General features: G+C 63.3%; 21 protein-coding genes. 10 read left to right on the top strand and 11 right to left on the bottom strand.

From position 1 onward, the window contains the following. Positions 1–27: 27 nt before the first annotated feature. A complete protein-coding gene (locus tag J2W46_RS26755) occupies positions 28–1,002 on the bottom strand; it encodes an isopenicillin N synthase family dioxygenase (RefSeq protein ID WP_310357736.1) in 975 nt (324 codons plus the stop codon). A 226-nt stretch (positions 1,003–1,228) separates the two neighbouring features. On the opposite strand from J2W46_RS26755, the gene J2W46_RS26750 reads away from it, so the two are divergent. The 5 genes from J2W46_RS26750 (at position 1,229) to hutC (J2W46_RS26730) (ending at position 5,243) form a co-directional block, all read left to right on the top strand. Then, entirely contained in the window at positions 1,229–2,056 is an 828-nt protein-coding gene (locus J2W46_RS26750) for a transporter substrate-binding domain-containing protein (protein WP_027780241.1), read from the top strand. A gap of 90 nt (positions 2,057–2,146) precedes the next feature. After that, positions 2,147–2,797, top strand: a complete 651-nt coding sequence (locus tag J2W46_RS26745) for an amino acid ABC transporter permease (protein ID WP_020070315.1) — start codon at positions 2,147–2,149, stop codon at positions 2,795–2,797. A gap of 19 nt (positions 2,798–2,816) precedes the next feature. After that, entirely contained in the window at positions 2,817–3,479 is a 663-nt protein-coding gene (locus tag J2W46_RS26740) for an amino acid ABC transporter permease (protein ID WP_310357730.1), read from the top strand. Between the two features lie 18 nt (positions 3,480–3,497). Further along, entirely contained in the window at positions 3,498–4,361 is an 864-nt protein-coding gene (locus J2W46_RS26735) for an amino acid ABC transporter ATP-binding protein (protein WP_310357727.1), read from the top strand. Positions 4,362–4,412: 51 nt separating this feature from the next. Further along, positions 4,413–5,243, top strand: coding sequence for a histidine utilization repressor (hutC, locus tag J2W46_RS26730; protein ID WP_310071537.1), 831 nt, complete (start codon positions 4,413–4,415; stop codon positions 5,241–5,243). A gap of 53 nt (positions 5,244–5,296) precedes the next feature. Here hutC (J2W46_RS26730) and hutC (J2W46_RS26725) read toward each other — a convergent pair whose 3' ends face one another. The 8 genes from hutC (J2W46_RS26725) to J2W46_RS26690 form a co-directional block, all read right to left on the bottom strand. Then, entirely contained in the window at positions 5,297–5,980 is a 684-nt protein-coding gene (gene hutC, locus J2W46_RS26725) for a histidine utilization repressor (RefSeq protein WP_020070311.1), read from the bottom strand. A gap of 318 nt (positions 5,981–6,298) precedes the next feature. Further along, positions 6,299–7,975, bottom strand: a complete 1,677-nt coding sequence (locus J2W46_RS26720) for an HAL/PAL/TAL family ammonia-lyase (RefSeq protein ID WP_310357725.1) — start codon at positions 7,973–7,975, stop codon at positions 6,299–6,301. Between the two features lie 38 nt (positions 7,976–8,013). Beyond that, positions 8,014–8,805: an ABC transporter ATP-binding protein gene (locus J2W46_RS26715; protein ID WP_020070309.1), complete on the bottom strand. Its 792-nt coding sequence runs from the start codon at positions 8,803–8,805 to the stop codon at positions 8,014–8,016. Positions 8,806–8,840: 35 nt separating this feature from the next. After that, positions 8,841–9,596 (bottom strand): ABC transporter permease, encoded by a 756-nt coding sequence (locus J2W46_RS26710; protein ID WP_020070308.1) that lies wholly within the window; start codon positions 9,594–9,596, stop codon positions 8,841–8,843. 13 nt (positions 9,597–9,609) lie between these two features. Next, positions 9,610–10,332 carry an ABC transporter permease gene (locus tag J2W46_RS26705; protein ID WP_027780247.1) on the bottom strand — a complete coding sequence of 241 codons (723 nt, stop codon included), beginning with the start codon at positions 10,330–10,332 and terminating at the stop codon, positions 9,610–9,612. An 88-nt stretch (positions 10,333–10,420) separates the two neighbouring features. After that, positions 10,421–11,281: a transporter substrate-binding domain-containing protein gene (locus tag J2W46_RS26700; protein WP_020070306.1), complete on the bottom strand. Its 861-nt coding sequence runs from the start codon at positions 11,279–11,281 to the stop codon at positions 10,421–10,423. Positions 11,282–11,612: 331 nt separating this feature from the next. Continuing rightward, positions 11,613–12,449 (bottom strand): arylamine N-acetyltransferase family protein, encoded by an 837-nt coding sequence (locus J2W46_RS26695; protein WP_310357723.1) that lies wholly within the window; start codon positions 12,447–12,449, stop codon positions 11,613–11,615. 28 nt (positions 12,450–12,477) lie between these two features. Then, positions 12,478–13,161 carry a hypothetical protein gene (locus tag J2W46_RS26690; RefSeq protein WP_020070304.1) on the bottom strand — a complete coding sequence of 228 codons (684 nt, stop codon included), beginning with the start codon at positions 13,159–13,161 and terminating at the stop codon, positions 12,478–12,480. A gap of 262 nt (positions 13,162–13,423) precedes the next feature. On the opposite strand from J2W46_RS26690, the gene J2W46_RS26685 reads away from it, so the two are divergent. Next, the gene (locus J2W46_RS26685; protein WP_310357722.1) at positions 13,424–14,983 is read left to right on the top strand and encodes a carbohydrate porin; all 1,560 of its coding nucleotides are present in this window, start codon (positions 13,424–13,426) and stop codon (positions 14,981–14,983) included. A gap of 44 nt (positions 14,984–15,027) precedes the next feature. On the opposite strand, the gene J2W46_RS26680 is transcribed toward J2W46_RS26685, so the two are convergent. Beyond that, the gene (locus J2W46_RS26680; RefSeq protein WP_310357720.1) at positions 15,028–15,915 is read right to left on the bottom strand and encodes a LysR substrate-binding domain-containing protein; all 888 of its coding nucleotides are present in this window, start codon (positions 15,913–15,915) and stop codon (positions 15,028–15,030) included. Between the two features lie 102 nt (positions 15,916–16,017). Between J2W46_RS26680 and J2W46_RS26675 the strand changes: the two genes are divergently transcribed. Then, entirely contained in the window at positions 16,018–16,950 is a 933-nt protein-coding gene (locus J2W46_RS26675; protein ID WP_310357719.1) for a DMT family transporter, read from the top strand. Between the two features lie 72 nt (positions 16,951–17,022). Here the strand turns inward: J2W46_RS26675 and J2W46_RS26670 are convergent, their stop codons facing one another. Then, entirely contained in the window at positions 17,023–18,321 is a 1,299-nt protein-coding gene (locus J2W46_RS26670) for an MFS transporter (RefSeq protein ID WP_027780254.1), read from the bottom strand. A gap of 169 nt (positions 18,322–18,490) precedes the next feature. Between J2W46_RS26670 and J2W46_RS26665 the strand changes: the two genes are divergently transcribed. The 3 genes from J2W46_RS26665 to J2W46_RS26655 are packed head-to-tail and all read left to right on the top strand — an operon-like array spanning position 18,491 to position 21,896. Then, positions 18,491–19,264 carry a GntR family transcriptional regulator gene (locus J2W46_RS26665; RefSeq protein ID WP_310357716.1) on the top strand — a complete coding sequence of 258 codons (774 nt, stop codon included), beginning with the start codon at positions 18,491–18,493 and terminating at the stop codon, positions 19,262–19,264. Positions 19,265–19,272: 8 nt separating this feature from the next. Further along, entirely contained in the window at positions 19,273–20,934 is a 1,662-nt protein-coding gene (gene mdcA / locus J2W46_RS26660) for a malonate decarboxylase subunit alpha (RefSeq protein WP_310071554.1), read from the top strand. Beyond that, entirely contained in the window at positions 20,934–21,896 is a 963-nt protein-coding gene (locus J2W46_RS26655; RefSeq protein WP_310357714.1) for a triphosphoribosyl-dephospho-CoA synthase, read from the top strand. The genes mdcA and J2W46_RS26655 overlap by 1 nt, the downstream gene beginning before the upstream one ends. Position 21,897 lies beyond the last annotated feature (1 nt).

The following is a 21,897-nucleotide window of genomic DNA, read 5'->3' as shown; positions in this document are numbered from 1 at the left end:
CAAGTGTTCCTTCGGTTACCTGTTTGCTTATGTCGTTTGAGCAGCGTGCTTTTTCCGATAGCCCATCGAATCGTTGATGCGCCCGAGGATATAGTCGCCCGCGGCCACCGGCTGATACTTCGGATGGTCCGCGCTCGCGCCCAGATCGCGCGGATCGACGATTGCGCCGTAGGTCGGATCGTAGAACGTCGCGATCGAATAACGCTCACGCCCGGACGCATTGATCACGCGATGAAGCGTCGAGCGAAACCGGTCGTCGGTCCAGCGCGCAAGCAGATCGCCGACGTTGACGACGAAGCTGCCCTCCACAGGCGGCGCATCGATCCACGTATCGTTGGCGATTTCGCGCACCTGCAAGCCACCCACCTGGTCCTGCCACAACAGTGTGATGCAGCCGTAATCGGTATGCGGCGCGACACCGAATTGATCCTCGTCCGACTGAGGCGGCTGCGGCGGATAGTAGACCATCTGCGTGCGCTGCATTCGCTTCGTATAACGCGGTGCGAAAAAATGTTCGTCGACGCCAAGACTGACCGCCACCGCGCGCAGCAGATCGGCGCCGCATGCGCCCACCGCCTCGTAGTAGCCGTACAACGCGGGACGCAGCTCGGGCATGAACTCCGGCCAGTTGTTCGGTCCGCGTAGCGCCTGTCCCGAGAGCACATCCGGGTCGTCTTCGGGCAGTTCGAGTCCGATGCTGAAGAACTCTTTGTAATCGGGCCGTTTTGCCTGGTACATGGTCGCGTCGCCAAGCGCATTGAAACCGCGATGCCGATGGTTGACCGCCGCGCGCCGTTTGATGTCGGTTGGGAAAGCGAAGAACGTGCGCGCCGCCTGTGCCGCCGCGTCGATTGTCGCTTGCGGCACGCCGTGATTGACGATGTAGAAGAACCCGATGGTCGTGCAAGCTTCACTAATTTCGCGCGCCACGCGCTGCAACGCATGCGGGTCGCCCGCGCGCACGCCGGCAAAGTCAATGAGTGGAATACGGGTCACAGGCATCGCGTTGCTCCGTAAGAGGACCGGCCGGACCGGCGGGTCGCCAGGCTATTGCAGTGGTATATACCGCCAAAAGCGTGCTCGCAAGTGAACGCGCGGCTCTTCCTATAAGGGCTTTTCTCTACTGGCGGGTTTATTTATTTCGCGCGAATACTGCGGTATATACTGCCTCGCATGACTTGCGCCGAGCCGCTCTGTGCGGTCCTCGCTTTGCCAACCGGAGAATCTCATGAGCATCCTTTCAGGCTGGAAGTGTCGTTTGGTCATGCTGGCATTGTGCGCCGCAAGTGTCGCCGCTCATGCGGAAGACCAGCTCGCCAAAGTGAAGAAGGCCGGTGAACTCGTAGTTGGCACCGAGATGCAGTTCGCACCTTTCGACTTCCTCGAAAACGGTCAACAGGCCGGTTTCAACAAGGATCTGTTCGCCGAGGTCGGCAAGGAACTCGGCGTGAAGGTGCGCTTTATCGACTTGCCGTGGCCGAGCGTGCTGCCCGGCCTCGAAGCGGGCAAGTTCGATATGGTAGGCGGCCCGCTCACCGTCACCAAGGCGCGCATGGAACGCTACACATACACGCTGCCGGTTGCAGACGCCACCGACGCGCTCCTCAAGCGCGCGAACGACACCGCGCTCAAGCAATCGTCGGACATCGCGGGCAAGACCGTGGGCGCCGGCAAGGGTTCGGCTCAACTCGATCAGCTGAAGGCATATGTCGCCACGTTGCCGAAGCCGCCTGAAATCCGCGAATACGTCGACAACAATCAGGCGTATGCCGACCTCGCCGCCGGCCGCATTGCCGCGGTGGCGAATTCAATGACCAACATCGCCTACGTCGCCAAACAGCGTCCTGAAACCTTTGCTGTGGTGCAGCCGCCGTTCGGCGCGAAAGTGTACTTTGCGTACTGCCTACGCAAAGACGCCGACAGCAAGCCGCTCGCAGACGCGTTCAATGCGGCGCTCGTGAAAATGCACAACGACGGACGGCTCGCGACTTTGCAGAAGAAGTGGTTCGGCGTTGCAATGGACGCCCCGACGACCATGCCCGCGCCGAACTATTGAGTTCGTTCCAGAAGCACATTGCACGCATACTCAGCGCACGCTAGTGCCTGTTTGATGCGTACCTAACGCACATTGGCGAGGTCGACGCCCATGTTCAGCACGACCGTCTTCGTTCAGGGCATGCCGCTCCTGCTGCACGCGGCGCTTGCCACCATCGGCGTTTCGCTGACGGGCCTTTTCATCGGCTTTTTCGTCGCGGTCGGCGTGTGCGCAGCGCGCCTGTCGCCGAATCGCGCCGCGCGCAGATTCGGCGGTGCGTATGTGTTTTTCTTTCGCGGCGTGCCGATGCTCGTGCAATTGCTGCTGGTGTATTACCTGCTGCCGTTCGCAGGCATCAACGTATCGCCGCTCGTCGCCGCGATCAGCGCGGTGTCGCTGTGCTCGGCCTCCTACATTGCCGAAATTCTGCGCGGCGGTTTTCTCAGCATTCCGCCGGGTCATATAGAAGCTGCACGCATGCTCGGCCTCTCGCCGTTCGACACGCTCCGGCGCATTCTCGTGCCTCAGGCGTTTCGCCTGACGCTACCGTCGCTCGTCAATGAAATGGTGCTGCTGATCAAGGCTTCGTCGCTGATTTCGGTTGTCGGTGTCGCAGAGTTGACCCGCACCGCGCAGAACATCGCCGCGAGTACTTACAGGCCGCTCGAGGCATATCTTGCCGCCGGGCTTATCTACTTCGTGATTTGCGGTGCGCTTGCGCTGATCGCGCATGCCGCCGAGTTCCGTCTGAAGCACGCCTGATCGGCCCGGAGCCTTTGCTATGCAACAGTTCGATCCCACCGTCATCACGCACAATCTTCAGCCGATCGCAGCGGGCCTCGCCACCACGCTCGGCACCTGGGCCGCGGGAGTCGTGATCGGCATGGTGATCGGCTTTCTGATCGCGGTGCTGCAGCTCTTTTGCGGACGCTGGGTACGCGGCCTGTTGCGCTTTTATATCGAGCTCTTTCGCGGCACGCCATTTCTCGTGCAATTGTTTCTGCTCTACTACGGCGGCCCGTCGTTCGGCCTCACGCTCGAACCGATGACAGCCGGCGTGCTCGGTCTCGGCCTCTATGGCAGTGCGTATTTCGCCGAAGCGTTTCGCTCCGGGTTTCAAACTGTGCCGCCCGGCCATCTCGAAGCGGCGTCGTGTCTCGGCCTGACGCGCACACAGGCCGTGTGGCGCATCCAGATGCCGCAAATGCTGGTGTTGATCGTGCCCGCGCTCACCAACCTCATCATCGTGTTGAGCAAGGAGACGGCTGTGCTGTCCATCGTCACGGTCCCCGAGTTGACGTTCGTGCTGACCGGCATCGGCTCGGCAAGCTTCGCTTTCGTGGAAACGCTGCTCATGCTGTGCGTGTGCTATCTCGCGCTCGTCGAACTGACGTCGCGCGCGGGCATGTGGGCCGAAACCCGCATCGCGCGTTTCATGGCATAAAAGGAATCGGATCACTTCATGAACGCTATCGCCGACATGCCCTCCTCCGCGTCCGCCGTTCACGCCCGACATGGATCGCCGCTGATCCAGGTGCGCGATCTTCGTAAACGCTTCGGCGAAGTCGAAGTGCTGCGCGGCGTCGATCTGGAGATTGCCCGCTCCGAGGTGGTATGCATCATCGGGCCTTCCGGATCGGGCAAGAGCACACTGTTGCGCTGCCTCGCTGCGCTCGAAACGTACGATCACGGCGACGTGCGCATCGAAGGCGAACTGCTCGGCTACAGCGAGCGCAACGGCAAGCGCGTGCGCGCGACGCAGGGCGAAATCAATCGCGTGCGGCGTAACGTCGGCATGGTATTCCAGCAATTCAATCTATGGCCGCACATGACCGCGCTCGGCAACGTCATGGAAGCGCTGCTGCGCGTGCGGCATCTGCCGCACGCCGACGCGCGCCGCCGCGCAAACGCGATGCTGGAAACAGTGGGCCTCTCAAATAAGGGCGATGCTTACCCGGCGAAACTTTCGGGCGGCCAGCAGCAGCGCGTGGCGATTGCGCGAGCGCTCGCCATGGAGCCGCACATCATGCTGTTCGACGAACCCACTTCGGCGCTCGATCCCGAACTCGTCGGCGAGGTGCTGCAAGTGATCAAGCAACTCGCGCGCGACGGCATGACGATGGCCGTCGTCACTCACGAAATGGGCTTTGCCGCGCAGGTCGCGGACAAAGTCATGTTCATCGACCAGGGGCGCATTGCTGTTCAGGGCCAACCGCGCGAAGTTTTCCATGACGCCGGACAGCCGCGCTTGCGGCAGTTCCTGCAGAACTACTTCGACCGCAACGCTTTCTGGGCGCGCGGCCCAGACGACGCAGAGCCGCTATGAACGCGCGCCCTGCCCCGACCGCATTGCGCGGACAGTAACCAGGGGCTGCCGATGTCCTCCATGCTTCGCGGCAAGAGCCACAAAGCCCACGGCAAGCCGCCAGCCGCCGCGGTTCGAAGCACGCGCGACGCGGCTGCGGGTACGAGCGCTGCAGGTGAGGCGCCGGCTGCACGCTACGAGCAGGTCAAGCAGCATATTCTTGGCATCATCGAATCGGGCGCGCGTCAGGCCGGCGAGCGTCTGCCCTCCGAACTGGACCTCGTTGCGACGCTCGGGGTTTCGCGCATGACCGTCAATCGCGCGCTGCGCGAGCTGGCGCACGAAGGGTTGGTTACGCGTGTGTCGGGCGTCGGCACATTCGTCGCGCAAGCAAGACCGCAATCCACGCTCCTGATGATCGCGCATATCGGCGACGAGATTCGCTCACGCGGACACGAATACAGCTACCGTACCGTGCTCTTGCAGCGCGAGACTGCATCTGTCGTCGTATCGAATGCGTTAGGGCTCGCGCCGGCCGCTTCGGTTTTTCATGTTGTTTGCGTGCACCGTGAGAACGGCTTGCCGGTGCAACTGGAGGATCGCTACGTGAATCCGGCCATTGCGCCGGATTTTTTGCAGCAGGATTTTTCGGCGATCAGGCCGTCGGAGTATCTGTTCGAAACGGTGCCTGCGCACGACGTCGAACACATTGTCGACGCGGGCTTACCGACTCAGGCCGAAGCCGGACTACTCGAAATTCGCGCGGAAGAACCTTGTCTCACGCTCGTGCGTCGTACCTGGACGAGCGGTGTTGCGGTGACGTTCGCGCGGTTCGTACATCCCGGCTCGCGGTACCGGCTCGGCTGCCGCTTCTCGCCGGATATGTCGCAACGGCAAGGCTGACGCGCCACGCTTCACAACCTGGTTTCGTGCCGGGCCGGCGCCGTGCTGACCCGTCACACATTGCCCGCCAGATGAAAGCGCGAGGCCGGATGCCACAACTGCACGGACGTCGCCACGTCTTCGCCGACCCACGTACGACGCCATAGTTGCAAGCACGGCTCGCCGATCTCCATTGACAGATGACGGCGCACATACGCGTCCGGCTTCTGCGCGTAGATGCGAAACTCCGCGCGTTGAATCGGTGCGAGGCGCACCATGTAATGATTCGGCGTCTCGATGGTGAAGTCCTGCTGCAGATACTCCGGAAACACCTTCGGATTCACGTAGCGATCCTCGTACTGGATCGGCTCGCCCTCTTCGCTGTGCACGATGCACGAGTGGAACGCCGGGCCATTCGACAGGCCGAGCGCTTCGAGCGCCTGCGGGTCGTCGCTCGGTTCGAGCGTCAACACGCGGGCCGAATGACGATGACCACGAGCGGTGATTTCATCGGCGATATTGCGGATTTCCAACACCGTCGATTCGTAGCGCTGCGGCGCGACGAACGTACCGGACCCCTGCACACGGGTCAGCACGCGCTCAGTGGTCAATTCGCGCAATGCGCGCGAGACCGTCATGCGCGCGACGCCGAACTCCTTTACCAGTTCAGTTTCGGACGGGATCAACCCGCCCGGCTTCCAGTCGCCTTCGCTGATACGCCGGATCACATAGCGCTTGATCTGTTCATAGGCGGGCATTGCTTTCGCGGGCGTCTCCTTGCACACGGCGCGGTCCGCGTTGCCGCCATTTGCCGCGCTTATTTGCGGGGCCGCATGTGCACCTGCTTGTGCACCCGCATGTGCACCCTCTCGTGCACCCTCTTGTGCACCGGCTTGTGCAACTGTCTCCGCGCTTTGTTGTGCGCGCTTTTGCTCATTTGTAGTTGTGTTCACTCCGACCTCGTGGGTGGGTTGCGGATCGCATCCGTTGTACCGCTTTTACGCCCGCAGTAAGTCCCTTGGGGACACCTCGGTCGGTTCGCCGGCGGGTAAGCCCGCTCACCGGATATGTCTGTGTCAGGCCGCGTGAGCGACAACCGGCGCGCCGCCTGCAATGGCGACATGGCCCGCTACGTTCATCACGCCCGCGCTATCGCTCACACTATTTGCGGCGGCGGGCAAGTTACTGGCCGCTGCGAGTTTCCCGATAGACGCGTCCGCAACGACACTGAAATTGCGCTGCCTCAGCTTGTCAGGACCTGGCAACGGCGGCGGCGCCTCGCCAGCGATCATCCGGAACGCCACGCTCATGTCGTCAGCGAGCGGACGGTCGTCGCGATACGTCGGCACGATCTGCCGCACGCGCTGCCACAACGCCTGCGTATGCGGGGCCGGTGGGGCGTCGGTGGCTTGAAGGTCGTAGGCCTGCGCCGCGGCCAATAGCTCTATCGCGACGATGCGCCCCGCGTTGTCGATGATTTCCAGCGCCTTCAATGCGGCAGGCGTGGCGTGGCACAAATGGTCTTCCTGTAAACCCGACGTGATGCCGCCGTCGAGACTCGCTGGCAGCGCGAGCCGCCGGTTCTGCGCAACCAGCGAGGCCGCCGTGTACTGCGCGATCATGAAGCCCGAGCAGGTGCCACCAGGCTCGGCCAGAAACGCGGGCAAGCCGCTCACCAGCGGATTCACGAGACGATCGAGCCGCCGTTCGGCCATTGCGGCGACCTGCGCGATGGCGGTGGCGAGGCTGTCCATCGCGAGCGCAATGGATGCGCCCACCGCATGCGCCTGCGAATAAACGCGCGGATCTTCCGGCGTGCCCGCGACAATCGGGTTGTCGGTGATCGACGCCAGTTCGCGATCCACCACGTCGGCGGTCGCGGCAAGCACGTCGCGCGCCGCGCCGTGCACGTGCGGAATGGTGCGCATGCTGAGCGGATCTTGCGTGCGCTGGCCGACCACGGCCGCGAGAATGCCGCTGTCGGCAAGCGCGGTGCGCATGCGCTCGCCTACCAGGTTCAGCCCCGGCGAAATGCGCAGCGCGAGCGAGTCTTCATCGAATGCTGCCAGTTGGCCGCGCAGATTCTCGAAGCTCATTGCGGCGACGACATCGGTCCAATCGAGCAGACGCACCGCGCGTGCAAGCGCCAATGCGGCAAGCCCGGTCACGCAAGGCGTACCGTTGATCAGGCTGAGGCCTTCCTTCGCTTCCAGCACGAGCGGCTCGCGGCCGAGCATGTGCAACGCGTCGCGGCCCTTCATACGCTCGCCGCGATATCGCACATGACCTTCGCCGATGCACACCAGCGCGATATGCGCCATATGGCTCAGATAACCGACCGAGCCGAACGCCGGCACTTCAGGCAAGCAGTCGGCGTTGAGCAAGGCCACGAGTTGATCGGCGACCTCGATACGGATGCCCGAGTGCCCATGCGCGAAATTGTTGACGGCGGCGGCCATGATCGCGCGCGTCTCGGCGACACCGAGCGGCGTGCCGACACCGACTGCGTGACTCATCAGAATGTTGCGCGACAGCGTGCGCTGTTCGGTGGGCGACACGATCACGTCGCACAACGCACCGACGCCCGTGTTGACGCCGTACGCACGAATGCCGCGCTCGACGATCTGTTGCACCAGTACATTTGCCGCCGCAATGCGCGCGCGGGCGTCGGCGGAAAGTTCGAGCGGCTCCCCGGCGGCGACCGCCGCCACCTGGGCCCAGTCGAGAGGACGATCGGAACGGATCACGGCCATGATGTTGCTCTGCTCGGTAGAGTGCGTGGCGATACGGATTAGTTGGTCGTGCGGTCCTGATGACTCGACACGAATTGACGGAAGCGTTCCGACTTGCATTCGACGAATACTTCGTCAGGCGTGCCGTCGGCTTCCACTTGTCCCTGATGCAGGAACATCACTCGGTTAGACACGTGCCGCGCAAAACCCATTTCGTGCGTGACGACCAGCATCGTGCGCCCTTCTTCGGCAAGCGAGCGCATCACGCGCAGTACTTCGCCAACGAGTTCGGGATCGAGCGCCGACGTGGGTTCGTCGAACAGCATCACTTTGGGATGCATGGCAAGCGCGCGCGCAATCGCCACACGCTGCTGCTGACCGCCCGACAGATGCGCCGGATAATGGCCGCGCTTTTCCGCGAGACCGACTTTCGCGAGCAGCGCCTCGGCTTCTTCCACCGACTCGGCGCGGCTGCGCTTTTGCACGCGCATCGGCCCTTCGATCAGGTTTTCGAGCACCGTCATATGCGACCAGAGATTGAAGTTCTGGAACACCATGCCGAGTTGCGAGCGCACGCGGTCCACCTGGCGGCGGTCGCTAGGTTGCAGCTTGCCGTCGCCGCGGCGCTTCATTTTCAGTTCTTCTCCGGCGAGCGCGACGGAACCGTCGTCGGGTGTCTCCAGCAGATTCAGGCAGCGCAAGAAGGTGCTTTTGCCCGAGCCGCTCGCGCCGAGAATCGAGATCACGTCGCCTTGATGAGCGTCGAGCGAAATGCCTTTGAGCACGTGGTGGTCGCCGAACGATTTGTGAATGTTCTTGACCGACAGTGCAACGGGTGCCGTAGCGTTCATGGAATTCTCCAGGTTCATCCGGAATGGCCGGGCGCTCAGGGCGCGGCGCGGCGTGCTTCGGTAGTGGCGGACACCGGGCGGCTCGGCGCGGTCTGCCTGGGCGCCGCACGCAGATGCCGCGACAGTCGCGTTTCAAGCATGCCGAGTGCGCGCACGATAATGAAGTTCAGGAACAGATAGATCAGCGCGGCGCAGATAAACACTTCCGTCGTGCGATACGTTTGCTGAATGATCTGCTGCGCAACACCGGTCACTTCCCACACGGTCACGAGACTCGCAAGCGCGGTGGATTTGACGAGCAGCACGGCTTCTGTCGAATAAGCGGGCAGACACTGGCGCAGTGCAATCGGGCCGATCACGCGGCGCAGCAGCCCGAAGCCCGACAGACCGATCGAGTAACCCGCCTCGATCTGACCGACCGGCACGGCCATCAGGCCGCCGCGAATGATCTCGGCCGTATAACCGGCGGTACAGAGCGCGAGCGATAAAACAGCGCACATATAGGGCTCGCGCAGCACCGGCCACATGAAGCTCTCGCGAATCACGCCGAACTGACCCATGCCGTAGTACACGAGGAACATCTGGATCAGGAGCGGCGAGCCGCGGAACACAAGGATATAAGCGCGCGCGAACCGGTTTGGCAGCCAGTGCGGCGACACGCGCATCGTGACGATCACGAGCGACAGCAGTCCCCCGAGAACGAGCGAACAGAAGAACAGGCCGAGTGTGGTCGGCACGGCGGCGAGCAGTTGCTTCACCGTGTCGAGCAGAAAATCGAAGTCGAAGTTCATGATGCCGTCGCCGTCAGTTGCGCGCGAAGTTGCGCTTGAAGGACCGGCCCACGCGTGCCTCGGCGTGGTTGAAGACCCGGTTCGAGATGCTGGTCATCAGCAGATACAGCGCGCCGCCGACCACGAAGAACGTGAAGTATTGATGCGTGGAGCCCGCCGCCACCTGACTCGTGCGCAGCAGTTCGGCGAGACCCGTGACCGAGATCAGCGCGGAATCTTTCAGGCTCAGTTGCCATACGTTGCCGATGCCGGGCAAGGCGAAACGCAGCACTTGCGGAATCAGGATGCGGCGCGCCATGGTGAGGGTAGGCATGCCGATGGAGCGCGCCGCTTCGAGCTCGCCGCGCGATACCGCGAGCACCGCCGAGCGATACACCTCCGCCTGATACGCGCCGGAAATCATGCCGACAGCGAGCGCGCCGATTACGAACGGCGGCACGCCGACGAAGCCTTCGGCGCCGAACCATTGGCCCACGGTCGTCACGAGCGTCGAGCCGCCGAAGTAGAACAGGTAGATGACGAGCAGTTCGGGCACGCCGCGAAACACCGTGGTGTAGATGTCGCCGATCACGCGCAGTGTGCGCAGACGCGACAGCTTGGCCGCAGCGACCAGGGCGCCGAATACGGCCCCGACCGCGAGCGCTGCGAGCGTGAGCGCGACAGTCATCAACGCCGCGAGCAGCAGCACGCCGCCCCAACCTTCCGGCCCGAAGCCGAGCATCTGTATCAGAGCCATTGCCTACCTCCCGTCTTGACGGACGATGAAACAGCTGCACGCGCAAGCTCGCGCCCACGCATGCAGCATTCGTGCAACGCCTCGTGAATCAGGGCGTGACGTCGGTCTTGAACCATTTCGCGGACAGCTTTTTGACGGTGCCGTCGGCGAGCGCCGCGCTGATCGCGGTGTCGAATTTCGCTTTCAGGTCGGCGTCCTGCTTGCGGAACGCGAGGCCTTCACCCGGACCCCAGATCGGACCGCCGATCTTAGGGCCGGCCATTACGATCGATGCGGTTTCCTTCTTGTCGATGTTCGCGGCGTAGTACGTCACGTCGTCGAACGACGCGTCGATACGCCCGTTCGCCAGATCGAGATCGCGCTCGGGCGACGTCTTGTAGACGCGGATCGTGGCGATGTCTTTGAAACCGTCGTTGATGAACTTGGTATAGACAGTGCCGGACTGGATGCCAATCGTCTTACCCTTCAACTGCTTGCGCAGCGCGTCGACGGTCGGCTGATCGGACTTCGGATCGCCCGTGAGCTTGACGACGCCCGCGTCCGCTGCGGCCTTGGGCAGCACCTTGGCGTCGGCCACCGCGAACGTGGCGGGCGTGGCCGCATACGGCTTCGAAAACGCGATGATCTTTTCGCGCTCCGGCGTGATCGAGATCGCATCCATCAACACGTCGAACTTGCCGGCCTGCAGACCCGGGATCATGCCGTCCCAGTCTTGCGCGACCAGGTTGCATTGCAGCTTGATGCGCTCGCAGAGGTTGGCAACCAGTTCAGGTTCGAAACCGCCGAGCTTGCCGCCGGGCAAGGTCAGGTTCCACGGTGCATAGCCGCCCTCGAGCGCGATCGTCACCGTCTTCCATTCCTTCGCCTGCGCCGGTGCGCCCAAAATCGCCGCGGCGCCGAGCACGGCGCCGATCAATGCTTTTGCTGCCGTGGTGCGTTTCACTTTCACGTCGAAACTCCTTTGATTGAGGAAACCGTCGAACCGGAATGCGGACCAGCGTTCTGAGCGCCGCTGAATTTGTATAGACAAGTCTGCATGAGTCAAAAAGCCGTCGCAAGCAGATTCTTGGAAAAATTGCCCGATCATCGGGTAAGCCCCTATAAGGCGCGGTGGATCGGGGCTTTCCGAGGGCATTAGCGACAAAGGCGCACCCCTGCCGCGCCGCAACGGATGCGTCGGCATGGTGCACTTTGTCTAGACAGGTTCGACGAATGCAACGCGAGGGTGCGCTGCGGGGACACGTCGGCCCGACGAAAGGACCGACGGTGCGGGCGAGGAATTACTCGGAATCGGCCCGCGTGCGCACGCGGTCAAATGTTTCCGCCAGGTCGATGTCACCGGTCTTCAGACCGAAGCGATCGTGCAGACAGGCCGCGAGTTCGTCAGCGCTTGCGAGGCGCTGCTCGCGGACGATACTGCCGTCCGCCGCGCGCTCGTTCAGTTGATCGTTCAACAGCGCGAGGCGCGTGTCGTCCAACACGCGGCACACGATGAGATCGTTGGCGAAGATCGCTTCCGGCGACGTCGACGTGTACCAGTTCGACGTTTCGTAATCGATCCACTCGACCGGATGCAAATCGAAGCGATAGACGCGCGACCACGTTTGATCGCGCGCCTGCACTTCGAGATACAGCGCGTCGTGGGAAGCGTCGGCGAGACGGAAGATGCCCAGGTCCGTGCGTTGCGCAAGACCCGGCGTCAATCGCACCGGCGATGTCAGCGTAACGCTGCCGAAACCCACGTCCGCGATCCATGCTTCGTTATCCACATCGATTCGCAGCACCATGTGCGTACGAGGTGGAACCGCGTCGGGCTCCCGGCCCCACAGCACTCGCCCAATCAACGGCGTGACCTGAAAGCCCAATTCGACCAGTACGTTCGCGAGCAGCGCGTTCTGCTCGAAGCAGTAGCCGCCCCGGCGATCGTCGACGAGTTTTCTTTCGACGGATTCCAGATCCAGCTTCACTGCGCGACGCGTGAGCGGATTCAGGTTTTCGAACGGAATGGCTCGCGGATGCAACCGGTGAATTGCCTTCAGCACTTCGAGCGTCGGCGCACGCGGGCCCGTATAACCGATGCGCTCGAAGTAGTTGTCGAGATCGAGTGTGTGTGACATAGGCGTCGTCCGTCTGGTTCTAGTTGCGCTACTGTCCGCCTCCGAGCGCCGACTTCGCGATCGACGGCACGCTGATACCGTTGCTCGTTGCGAACTGTACCGCGGAACTGAGCGTCGACATCAGCGACTGCAACTGCCCCGGTGCCGATTGCGCGATATACGACGCGCTTTGCGCGGTCTGCGGATTCATGCCGGCCTGCAACAGCGAAGCAGGATTCATCTGTCCGATGCTGCCGAGGCCCGACTGCAAGCTCGAATACTGACTGACGCCTTTACCGAGCGACGCCAGGCCATCGGTGAACGCCTGCTTGTTCACCGGCGTTTGCGTTGCGTTGCCCGTTCCACCCACTCGGCTGGCAAATGCCTGCGTCAATGTTTGCGACAGCGACTGCTGCGTGCTGCCCACTTGCGTCAACTGGCTGACCGACGGCGTACCGCCGCTCAGCAAGCCCGCGGCCTGCTGTGCCTGCCCGGCCGCGCTCGACAGACCCATTGCGGACGCAAGCGACGACTGCCCGCTCAGCACCTGCTGATTCGCACCCACGTACGTTTGCAACAACTGCGATATGCCGCCAGACGATGCCGCGCCAGCATCCGCGGATGTGTCCCCGCCACCAATGCCGAACTGCTTCAGATTCAACTGTGCGTTCGAAACGCCGCTTGCGAAAAGACCGGCGCTCGCCAGCAACGAAATCAGAAGGACACGCTTCATATGTAACTCCTTGTAAGAGACTGCGGAAACTCGTGCGGTTCGACAAGCCGCACCGATACGCGTTCGCACAAATTTTCGACGCGTGAGTCCCCGGTATGTTGACGCGAGTCGTTTGCCTCTCGTTGACGCACCGGTACATGCCTCGGTACGATCACGCCCATTGTCCGGTTTGCGCGAACCGATGCCGGCCTGCGTCCGGTTAAATAGCTGTTTAACGCCGCGGCGCACGAAAGCAGTCGATAACAACATTAAAGGCATTTTGATGAAGCTCGCCCGATCCATTCGCCCCGTTGCATCCTTGCCTGTCCGCTTCGAGTTTCTGTCATCTGGCAGCAAGGCGGCCGGGCGCAGCCGCACGCGTTCGATTCGCCGCATCGCGTGGTGCACGGCATTCGCTTGGGCTTGCACTTCGGGTGCGGCAATGGCGCAAGGCGATGCGAACGCAGCCGCAAATGCCGATGCCGCGCATGATGCAAGCGAAGCAAACGGAGCAGCAGGCGCGGATACGGGCAAAGCCGCGGCCAGCGAGAGCGGCTTCTGGAGCCGCGACCAGATGTTCGGCGACATGGGCGGCTTGCGCCCGTGGCTCGGCAAATATGGCGTGAGCTTCGCGCTTACTGAAACCAGCGAACTGCTTGGCAACCTGCGCGGCGGCCTCGCGCGCGGCGCCGCGTACGACGGCGTGACTACCGCGACTGTCCAACTGGATACCGACAAGGCGTTCGGGTTGCCGGGCGGCCAGTTCAACGTGAGCGCATTGCAGATTCACGGCGGCAACTTCAGCGGTGACAAACTCGGCACGCTGAATACGGCAAGCGGCATTGAAGCCGAAAACAGCACGCGCCTGTGGGAGCTGTGGTATCAGCAGTCGTTCCTGAACAAACGGATCGACGTGAAGGTCGGTCAGCAAAGTATCGACCAGGAGTTCATCTCCAGCACGTACTCCGCGCTTTTCATCAACACGATGTTCGGCTGGCCCGCGCTGCCCACTTACGACATGCCGTCGGGCGGGCCGGCGTATCCGCTGTCGGCGCTCGGCGTGCGCGTGCGCGGACAGATCACGCCTTCATTGACGGCGCTCGCCGGTGTGTTCGACGGCGATCCGCTCGGCAACAATCCGAACAACCGCAGCGGGACAAATTTCAACCTGCATAACGGCACGCTGTTCATCGGCGAGTTGCAGTATGCGATCAACCAGCCGGCGGACAGCGACACGCCGCCGGCGGCGAGCACTGCTGGAGGCGGACTGCCGGGTACCTACAAGATCGGTGTCTGGTACAACAACGGCCACTTCGCAGATCAACGCTACGACAGCAACGGTGTGTCGCTCGCAAGTCCCGCGTCAACGGGCGTCGCGGCGAACCATCGCGGCGACTACAGCTTCTATGCGGTGGCCGATCAGATGATCTGGCGGCCCAACCCGGGTGAAGCGCGCAGCCTCGGCGTGTTTGCTCGCGTGATGGGCGCACCGGGTGACCGCAATCTGGTGAGCGTCGCGGCCAACCTTGGCGTCGTGCTCAAAGCGCCGTTCGCCGGCCGCGACAATGACAGCGCGGGTCTGGCGCTCACGTACATCAAGATCGGCAACCACGCACACGGAATCGATCAGGATAACCTGGCATTCAGCGGCGGCCCGTACGGTGTTCGAACGAGTGAAACCGCGCTCGAAGCGACCTACCAGTACCAGATCGCCCCGTGGTGGATGCTTCAGGCCGACGCGCAATACACCTTCAACGCGGGCGCCGGTCAGAATCCGAACGATCCGACGAAGCCGCTACGCAACACGTTCGTCGTCGGCCTGCGCACCAACATCGCGTTCTGATATGCACCCGCTGCGACCGGACGCGTGAAGTCGGCTGCACCTGTTCACTGCGCGGCCGCCGACCCGCGCGGCTGGGTGCGTAACGACAGATCCTGAACCATCTGCGCGGCCAGATAATCGCAGGTCGGCCGATCTGACTTCGCGCTGCGCGCGACCACGATTTCCAGCGGCTCTATCTTCGGCAAGCCTTGTGCTTCGCCGAGAACAGCGAGGCGCGGCGGCACACTGCAACGCGTGAGCGCCACCACCGACAAACCCGCGTCCACCGTTGCGACGAGGCCCATCAGGCTCGCGCTGCTGAATGCCGCGCGATAGCGAATCCGCGCGCCGTCGAGCGCGGCCAGCGTGTGCTGGCGCGCCACGCAGCCGGGCTCGTACAGCCCGACGGGCAACGGCGACGCCGCCAGTACCGGCGTATCGACACTAGCCCCTACCCACACCATCGGCTCACTGCGAATGAATTCGCCGCGCAATTTGCGGTCGCGCGTGACAAAGGCGAGATCGATCTTGTTGTCGGCCAGCATCGGCGCAAGCGAAGTGCTCTGCGCGCAGACGATTTCGATCTCCACGTGCGGGTAGAGATTCGAAAATCGCCGCAAGACCGGCGACAACAGCGACGACACGTAATCGTCCGGCGCGCCGAGCACCACGCGTCCGGTAACTTCGGGCCGAACGATCGCCGACCACGCTTCCTCGTGCAATGCCAGCACGCGCCTCGCATATTCGAGCAGCGTATTGCCGGGCCGCGTGAGCGACAGGTTGCGCGTGTTGCGCGCGAACAGCGTGGTGCCGAGCATGGCTTCGAGACGCTTGATCTGCATGCTGACCGCGGCCTGCGAGCGGTGAACGGTTGCCGACGCTTTCGTGAAACTGCCCGTATCCACGACCGCGACGAAAGTGCGCAGCAGATCGGCGTCGAATTCGGGGTGCATGATTTATCAATCCCGCTTATGGAATTTCTCAATTTAATTCGTTTGTGATTGCCGCGCAACCGGCGCAATACTTGGCTGCATCACTTCACGGAGACGATCGGCATGACCCTCACCCAACGTCAACAGGGGGCCATCACGTTGGCCGGCGGAGGGCTGCTGATGGGCACGCTCGGCGTCTTTGTCGAGGAAGCGCGGCTCGGTGCGCTGACCCTGGTATTTTTTCGTTGCCTGTTCGGATTCCTCTCGCTGGCCGCGTACTGCGCATGGAAGGGCTTCTTCACGCGCGCACATTTCACACGGCGAACGGTTGTACTCGCGCTGATCTCCGGCGTGCTGATGGTCACGCAATGGGTCGGTTTCTTCGATGCGATCCATCGCACCAGCATCGCGGTCGCGACCGTGGTGTTCCACGTACAGCCGTTCTGGGTCGTGCTGATCGGCGCCGCGCTTTTCAACGAACGGCTGGGCGCGGATCGGCTTGGCTGGATCGCGACCGCCTTTGTCGGACTCGTGCTCGCGTCGGGTGTCGCGGCCACCGAAAATCTGCAAGGCCATACGAGCTATCTGATCGGCATCGGCGAAGCGTTGGCCGGCTCGGTGCTCTATGCGAGCGTCACGTTGATCGCCAAGGGACTCGGCGACTTGCGCCCGCACCTGCTGACACTCGCACAATGCGCGGTGGGTGTGGTGTTCCTGCCGATCATCGCGCCGCTTATTGCCCCCTTTGACGCCGTGCACATCGGGGCAATGCAGTGGTTCTGGATCGTCGGCATGGGGGTGCTGCACACGGGGCTCTCATATGTGCTGATCTACGGCGCGTTGCCCAAGCTCACCACGCCGATCATCGCGGTGCTGCTGTTCGTCTATCCGCTCACCGCGATTGCCGTCGATGCGATCGTGTACGGCCGCGCGCTTTCGCTGCCGCAACTCGCGGGTATGGCGCTCATCGTGATCGCGAGTCTCGGCGTGAATCTCGGCTGGCCGCTTGTATCGTTGCTGCTCCCGCACCGGCGCGCGCGGGGTCATGCAGAGTGAGTCGCACGTGCAGGCTTGGCGATAAATAAGTGCCGGCAAACAGCCGGCACCGCGTTGCGAAGCCCGTCAGATTTACTGCGGCAGCACTTCACCCTTCGTCTCCGGCGCGAACGGAATGACAAACAGACCGGCGACGAACACGAGCGCCGTCAGGGCCACCGGCACCCCGAGCGTGTGCATGTGAAGAACCGCCGCGCCAAGCAGAAAGTTCACGCCCGCGCCAACAAACCGTCCGAACGACGTACAGAACGCAAACGCCGTCGCACGCACGCGCGTTTCGAACTGCTCGGGCAGCCACAAGCTGAACAGCGCAAAGTTGCCGCCGAAGAAACCCAGCACGAACAACCAGGCGATGAACGGCGCGAGCCCGTTCGGCAAATAGAAGGCCCAGCCGAAACTGCCGGTGATCGCCACCGCCATTCCCGCGAAGTAGAACGCCAGCGTCTTGCGGCGGCCGAAGCGTTCCGCGAGCGGCGGCAGTGCGAGGCATCCGAGAATCGTACCGATGGACAGCAAGCCCGTTGCGAGCGACGCCATTCTGATTGCATCGTTCTTCGCCATGCCCGCCTTGGACGCAAGCTGGATGACGGCCGACGGCTCATATACGGCTCCCGCCCACAAACCGATAATGGCAATGGTCAACAGAATGCACGCGACCCATGTGCGCCGCCGGTAGGCCGGTCCCAGGATCTCGCGCAGCGGTTTCGCGCGTTCGGCGTGCGCCTCGGCCTTCTGCCACTTCTCGGATTCCTTCACGCGCAACAAAATCAGAATCGCGACGACGACCGGCACGGCTCCCGTCAGGAACATTGCACGCCAGCCGAAGTGCACGCCAATTGTGTAATTCAGCGCCGCGGCCAGGAAGAAGCCCGCGTAATACCCCGTTTGCAGATAGCCCGCGCCCATCTTGCGACGATCCTCCGGCCACGCTTCCGCCACGTAGGTGCCGGCGAGCGCCCATTCCCCGCCGATGCCGACGCCCGCAATGAAGCGATAGATGCCCAACTCCCACACGTTGTGAGAAGTCGCGGCAAGGCCCGTGAAAATCGCGAATGTGAAGATCGTGCCGGCCAGCACCTTGGTTCGTCCAAAGCGATCGGCGAGCGGTCCCCATATGAAGGACATGCCCCAGCCGACCAGGAACAGCGCAAACAGAATAGAACCGGCCAGCCCGATGTTGGCGGGCGTCGCCGCGTAGCCGGAGCGCGGCAATAGCTCGGTTAGCGCCGGCGTGAGCACGAGCGCGTAGATGAACGAGTCCATGCCGTCGAGCGTCCAGCCGGCCCAAGCGCCCCAAAAACCCGCAATCTGCGAGCGATTTAACGGCGTGCGGCGCCGTGCGGCCGACGTGCGGTCGGTGAGTGAACTCATCGTGCTCCTCCTGCCTGCTGTTACCTGCATATGAAAGGGAAACGACCGGACACGAGCTGTCGTGAAGCCATGGTTGCCGTGCAAGCCCGCATCACCCTGCGGGGCCCGGAGAGAAATTCCGGGTTTGCCCGCGTTTAATTAGCGTCATTTTGTATATAATATTTGAACTATGAACGACGCAACAGATGGTTTTCCCCTGGATGCCCCCGTACGCGCCCCGCTTCTTCCGGCAGCCGCGCCACGGGAGAGCACGTCCCGCGTAATCGCCGAGGCGCTGCGCGAGGCGATTATCGACGGCACGCTGGCGCCCGGTGCGCCGCTGCGCCAGGACGCGCTCGCCCGGCACTTTTCGGTCAGCGCGATCCCGGTGCGGGAGGCCTTGCGCCTGCTCGAGACCGAAGGCTGGGCGAAGGTCGCGGTGCACAAGGGTGCCACTGTCGCGCCCTTGTCCGCAGACGAAGCGCGTGAGATCTACGAGATTCGCTCCGCGTTGGAGAGCCTTGCGATCGGGCTGGCAATACCCAGACACACGGCGGCCACGTTGCGCGAATGCGCGGTGCTGTGCCGCGCGGCGGAGCGCGAGCCGGACCCGTCGCTATACGTGGCGCGCAATGCCGAATTCCACATGAGCCTGTATTCGCCGGCCGCGCGTCCTCAGCTCGAAGACCTGATCCGCGTGCTGCATCGGCGGGGCGAACGGTATCTGCGCCTGAAATTCGGTTTGCCTTCTTACAAGGGCGAATCCGACAATGAACACAGCGAATTGCTCGACGCCGTGCAACGGCGCGACGTGCTGGGCGCGCAAGCGCTCGTCGTTGCGCATCTGCTCGGCACGGGCGATCTGCTTCACCGTTTCCTGACCGAACGCGCGCAGGCGGAAGCCGCGCTCGCGAACCGGCCCAAGCCGCGCGGCAGACCCCCGCGCATCACCACCGGGAGCTGATTGAGCCGATGAACCCATCCGCCGAAGCGTCATCCGCCGCACGTTCATGGACCACGCGCCGCGACGAAAAGAACCGCCGCCTCGCCGTTATCGCGCCATGGCTCGAAGACGGCGTCCTGCCGCCCAACCGCATCGTCGATGCTCTCGAAACGCTGATCCAGCCAGGCGACCGGGTCGCGCTCGAGGGCGACAACCAGAAGCAGGCGGATTTTCTGTCGCGCTCGCTGGCGAAGGTCGATCCGCAGAAGCTTCACGACGTGCATCTGCTCATATCGAGCATCAGCCGCCCCGAGCATCTGGCGCTGTTCGAACGCGGCATCGCGCATAAAGTGGATTTCTCGTTTGCCGGGCCGCAGAGCTTGCGCGTCGCGCAACTGCTCGAAGACGGGCAACTGGAAATCGGCGCGATCTACACGTACGTCGAACTTTACGCGCGCATGTTCGTGGACCTGACGCCGCACGTCGCGCTGCTTTGCGCAGAAAAGGCGGACCGTCACGGCAATCTCTACACGGGCCCGAACACCGAAGACACACCGACCATCGCGGAGGCCGCCGCGTTTCGTCACGGCATCGTGATCGTGCAGGTCAACGAGATCGTCGATGAACTGCCGCGTGTCGATATTCCTGGCTCGTGGGTCGACGTGGTCGTGCAGGCGGACCGGCCGTTCGCTGTCGAGCCGCTTTTTACGCGCGATCCACGCCATATCGGCGACCTGCAGGTGCTGACCGCGATGATGGTGATACGCGGCATCTACGAACCGTACGGCGTGAGTTCTCTGAACCACGGCATTGGCTTCGACACCGCGGCGATCGAGTTGCTGCTTCCCACCTACGGCGAGTCGCTCGGCCTGAAGGGCAAGATCTGCCGCAACTGGACGCTCAATCCGCATCCCACGATGATCCCCGCGATCGAATCGGGCTGGGTCGAGAGCATCCATTGCTTCGGCAGCGAAGTCGGCATGGAGTCGTATATCGAGGCGCGTCCGGACGTGTTCTTCACCGGCAACGATGGCACGCTGCGCTCGAACCGCGTGCTGTGCCAACTGGCCGGGCAATACGGCGTCGATCTCTTCATCGGCTCGACGTTGCAGATCGACGCGGACGCCAATTCATCCACGGTGACGCGTGGACGTCTCGCCGGCTTCGGCGGAGCGCCGAACATGGGCCACGATCCGCGCGGCCGCCGTCACTCGAGCGAAGCGTGGCTCAAGCTTCTGAAGGATCAGGGGCCTGTGTCGCGCGGTCAGAAACTCGTCGTACAACTCGCGGAGACATACAAGAAAGGCGGCGAGCCGACCTTCGTCGACGAACTGGATGCCGTCGCCGTGGGCGCGAAAAACGGCATGCCGATCGCGCCGGTCATGATCTATGGCGACGACGTGAGCCATGTCGTCACCGAGGAAGGCATCGCGCATTTGCACAAGGCCGAAGGCATCGACGAACGGCGCGCCGCGATCGCCGCCGTGGCCGGCGTGACGCCGATCGGCTTGCGTGCGAAGCCTGAAAAAACCGCCGAACTGCGCCGGCGCGGCATCGTCGCGTATCCGGAAGATCTCGGCATTCGTCGCGGTGAAGCGAAGCGCTCGCTGCTGGCGGCACGCAGCATCGACGATCTGGTCACGTGGTCGGGCGGTTTGTATGCGCCGCCGGCTCGCTTCAGGAGCTGGTGATGAGAGCCGCTGCTGTCTTGTTCGAGCGCGATGAGCGGTCGTCCGCACAAGCCGCGCAGGCCGTGCAAGTCGGGCCCGCGCAGTTGCCGGCCGCTCGCGTCAGCAAGTCTTGCCAGAACCTGCTCACCGACGCGGAACTCGCCCATTACGCCGTGACAGCGTTAATCGACGAGGCCGAGCTCACGCCGAAGCCCGCGCTCGTCGATCGGCGCGGCAGCGGCGCGCATCGCGACTTGGACCTTGCGATCATGCGCCGCTCGGCGCAAGCGCTCGAACCGACGTTTGACGCGCTAGCGCGTACGGCGCGCCGCCGCGGCGAACCGTCGGCGCTGTTGCGCACTGAACTCGCGCAGATCGGCCGCGCGGGCGAGCAGGACATGCTGCGCGCGACGGGCGGCAGCAACGCGCATCGCGGCGCAATCTGGATTGTCGGGCTGCTGGTCGCGGGCGCGTCTTTGCAGCAGACCGCGGGCCGCCTCGACGCATCGAACATCTGCCAACGCGCGGCGCAGATCGCCTGCTTCCCCGACCGCTTTGCCGCTGCCACCGACAGTCACGGAGAGCGCGTGCGCCAGCGCTATCAGGTCGGCGGCGCACGTCGCGAAGCGCAAGAAGGCTTTCCGCATGTGATCGGCACGGGCTTGCCCGCGTTGATCGCGGCGCGCGAGCGCGGCATCGCCGAAGACGCCGCGCGCGTCGACGCCCTGCTCTCGATCATGGCTTCGCTCGACGACACCTGCCTGCTGCATCGCGCCGGTCTCGACGGCTTGCATGCCGGACAGCGCGGTGCGCAGCGCGTGCTGCAAGCCGGTGGCAGCTCGACCCGCGAAGGCCAGATCGCGCTCGCCGCACTCGAACAGCAACTGCTGTCGCTCAACGCATCGCCCGGCGGCGCAGCCGACCTGCTCGCCGCCACCCTCTTTCTCGACATGCTGGCGCATCACGACGCCAGCGGGAGCTGAG

Origin of the sequence: Paraburkholderia strydomiana (assembly GCF_031456815.1) — a bacterium.
Lineage (GTDB): Bacteria > Pseudomonadota > Gammaproteobacteria > Burkholderiales > Burkholderiaceae > Paraburkholderia > Paraburkholderia caledonica.
This window is presented reverse-complemented; position numbering and strand designations above follow the sequence as displayed.